This window comes from Methanosarcinales archaeon (assembly GCA_014859725.1).
In the GTDB taxonomy this organism is placed as follows: domain Archaea; phylum Halobacteriota; class Methanosarcinia; order Methanosarcinales; family Methanocomedenaceae; genus Kmv04.
In genome coordinates this window covers 1-3,433 of the sequence record JACUTQ010000210.1, presented here as the reverse complement: position 1 = coordinate 3,433, position 3,433 = coordinate 1, and the positions used below count along the sequence as shown (strand labels likewise).

Sequence of the window (3,433 nt, the reverse complement as noted above, 5' to 3'; positions counted from 1 at the left end):
GGATGAAGTAATTTAAAAAGATTTACTTTTAGGATTTACCTGCGGAAAGTGAGATCTAAGTTTTCGATATTTATTTTTGTGTAAAAAGCTGTATCTATTACAAAAAAAGGTTGTTTTGCTAGGTGAACCTCATGGTATGCTCCCTTTCTTCCAATTATCACGGATGATTTATCATATAGGAATTCATTGGTAAAACCGATCTTCCCATTTGTGCCAAAAACATCATATTTTCCATTACCATCTCTATAATCTTTCAGCCCTTTCCCATATTCGAGAGTGACAATGTCTCCAAGTTTACATTCCTTCCACTCACTCATCCCGAACCATCCTCCTGATTACTACCACGTCAAACGTTTCCTCATCACCATCCCCCGCAACCTGAAATTCACCATCATAGTACGGATTTTCAGGTCCATGCTTCACCTTGATAATACCTGGTTCATAAAAATTCTCAAAACCATTTTCATAACCGCTAGTCAATACCGGCAGATCCTGTGGCAGGGTTTTTAAAAAATCAACTAACAGCCCGACTGTGGAATGGAATACTTCGTTTTTCCTCATTGCGATTCCTCCACTCCACTCAATTCTGCCTCAATCTCTTCAATGCTTGGCAGAGAATATTTGAATTCATCCGGCAGATTCTTTGTGATTATGTATTCACTCACCCCAATCGGTTTATGAACATCCTTCAGAGAATATTCCACTACCGTATCATTTTTTGATTTGCAGATAAGAATGCCGATAGTGGGGTCATCCAGTTCTGATTTCAAAATTCCATCCACAGCCGATACATAAAAATTAAGCTTACCGGCAAATTCCTGTTTAAATTTGACCGCCTTTAGTTCAACCACCACATAACAATGTAATTTTACATGATAGAACAGAAGATCAATAAAAAACTCATCTCCTGAAACTTCGACCTTATATTGTTTTCCCAGATAAGAAAAACCGGCACCTAACTCTAACAGAAAATGGGTAACATGGTTTATCAGAGCATCTTCCAGCTCTTTTTCATTATGCTTTTCTGTTAATGCCAGAAAATCAAAATTGTAGGGATCTTTCAAAGTTTCTATTGCTAAGTCTGACAGAGGTTCGGGCAACGTTGCCTTAAAATTGTTTATAGCTTTACCTTCCCGCTTGAACAGGTTACTTTCAATATGATGAGTCAGAACGGATCTTGACCAGTTGTTTTGAATGGTTTTTTGGACATAAAATAAAGCTTCGTCAGCATTTTTTGTCTTGGTAATAATAACAACATTGTGCCACCATGGTATTTGCGTAGCAAGTTGCTTCGCAATTTCATTCTGTACAGACCAGAAACAGTACCATTTTCTGATAAGCTCAAGATTTCTTTTTGAAAAACCCTTCAAATCAGGAAATTCTGCCATTAGATCGTGGCTGAGATTTGAGAGAAATCCATCGCCCCACTTTGCAGTAGCCTGCTTTTCCACAATATCAGCGCCAAGCTCCCAATAAAACTGCAAAAGCTCAGAATTAACTTTAACTGCCGCTTTTATCTGAACCAATCGAACTTTATTTTTCAGCTCTTTTAACCAGACAGAATAATCTTCATCGATAGTTAAGGAGTGATTCATACCAGTTTCACCTTTTTCAAATTCTCGGCAATCAGCAAATTAAGCTTCTCCTCCTCCTCTAACTGCGCCTCAAATTCCGCTTTCAGCCTGGTAAATCGTTCATTAAAATCGAAACCATCTTCCTCCACAGGCAGCCCCACATATCGCCCCGGTGTCACCACATAATCCAGCTCGCGCACCCGCTCAATTGAGGTGGAATTGCAAAATCCCTTCACATCTTCATAATTGCCGTCTGGATTGCGCCAGTTGTGGTAGGTGTCTGCAATCTTCTGTATGTCTTCTGGTGAGAATTCAAGGGTTCTGCGGTTGATAAGATGCCCCATGTTCCGGGCATCAATAAACAGGATCTCATCGGTTCTGTTCCTATACTTCCCATTGGCTTTGTTTCTGCTGAGGAACCAGAGGCTGGCCGGAATCTGGGTATTCAGGAACAGTTTTGGCGGAAGGTTCACAATGCAATCCACCAGTCGGTCCTCCACAAGTCCTTTTCTGATCTCACCCTCACCTGACGATTTGGAGGTCAGAGATCCCTTGGCAAGAACAAAACCTGCCTGACCGCCTGGATTTAAATGATAGAGGAAATGCTGTATCCAGGCATAGTTGGCATTTCCGGCGGGCGGAACACCATATTTCCACCTGCCATCCTTGCGTAGCAGATCGCCACTCCAGTCACTGTCATTGAACGGAGGATTGGCTATGACATAATCCGCTTTCAGATCTTTGTGGGTATCGTTCAGGAAGGATCCTTCATTGTTCCATTTGACCTGTGAACTATCTATGCTTCTAATGGCGAGGTTCATTTTTGCCAGCCGCCAGGTGGTCTGGTTGCTCTCCTGCCCGTAAATCGATATGTCGTTTACTTTTCCCTGATGGTCTGCAACAAACTTCTCTGACTGCACAAACATGCCGCCTGAGCCACAGCAGGGGTCAAATACCCTTCCTTCGTAGGGTTCCAGCATTTCTACCAGTAATTGAACTACGCTTCTCGGCGTGTAGAACTGCCCTCCTTTTTTACCTTCTGCCAGCGCAAACTCACCAAGGAAATACTCGAAAACATGACCCAGAACATCAGCACTTCTGGCTTTAGCATTACCAAGAGCAATGTTGCCCACCAGATCGATCAAACCGCCAAGACTTGTCGGGTCGAGATTGCCACGAGCATAGACCTTTGGCAGAACGCCTCTGAGAGTAGGATTCTCTCTTTCGATTGCGTCCATTGCGTTGTCAACGTCTTTACCAATTTCTGGCTGTTTGGCTTTTGATTGCAGATATGACCAGCGGGCAATCGCAGGAACAAAAAAGACATTCTCGGCTTTGTATTCGTCCCTGTCTTCAGGGTCAGCGCCGGCATAATCGCCTTCGCCTTGTTGCTGTTTGTAATACAGCTCCCCGAAAGCATCAGAGATATATTTTAAAAATATCAAGCCAAGGACTATGTGTTTGTATTCAGCAGCGTCAATGTTCTTTCTGAGTTTGTCTGCTGCTTTCTATAGTTGCTTTTCAAGAGGTTCTTCTTGATTGTTCTTCCCGTTCTTTGCCATTTTATCAATCTTGCCCCTTCAATTCACCTTTGAAATATCTGTTACCGGTAATAGTTTATAATATTTATATCATTTCAAACAATATTACGATGCACAGTATAGTCGATTCGCAGTTAAGATATACCCCGGACAATGTCCAAAGCCTGTATAAGGATGTTAGGATTTAAATATGTTAGAGTGAATGTAAAAATTACAAATTTCAGGGGTGATTAAGAATGGTTGGATTTGACGAAATGGTCACTTCAGCAGTAGATAAGATTATACCCAGTGTGGTAAACATTAGTGAATTTAAGTTAA

Annotated in this window: 3 protein-coding genes and 1 pseudogene; all 4 read right to left on the bottom strand. The window is 41.7% G+C overall.

Annotated elements, in window-relative coordinates:
• Nucleotides 1-35 precede the first annotated feature (35 nt).
• On the bottom strand, nt 36-317 hold the full coding sequence (locus IBX40_12185) for a restriction endonuclease subunit S (GenBank protein MBE0525067.1): 282 nt from the start codon (nt 315-317) through the stop codon (nt 36-38).
• The gene (locus tag IBX40_12180; protein ID MBE0525066.1) at nt 310-561 is read right to left on the bottom strand and encodes a hypothetical protein; all 252 of its coding nucleotides are present in this window, start codon (nt 559-561) and stop codon (nt 310-312) included. The genes IBX40_12185 and IBX40_12180 overlap by 8 nt, the downstream gene beginning before the upstream one ends.
• A complete protein-coding gene (locus IBX40_12175) occupies nt 558-1,595 on the bottom strand; it encodes a DUF1016 domain-containing protein (GenBank protein MBE0525065.1) in 1,038 nt (345 codons plus the stop codon). The genes IBX40_12180 and IBX40_12175 overlap by 4 nt, the downstream gene beginning before the upstream one ends.
• Nucleotides 1,592-3,136, bottom strand: a pseudogene (locus IBX40_12170) (SAM-dependent DNA methyltransferase). Before IBX40_12170 ends, IBX40_12175 begins: the two are co-directional and overlap by 4 nt.
• Nucleotides 3,137-3,433: the final 297 nt, after the last annotated feature.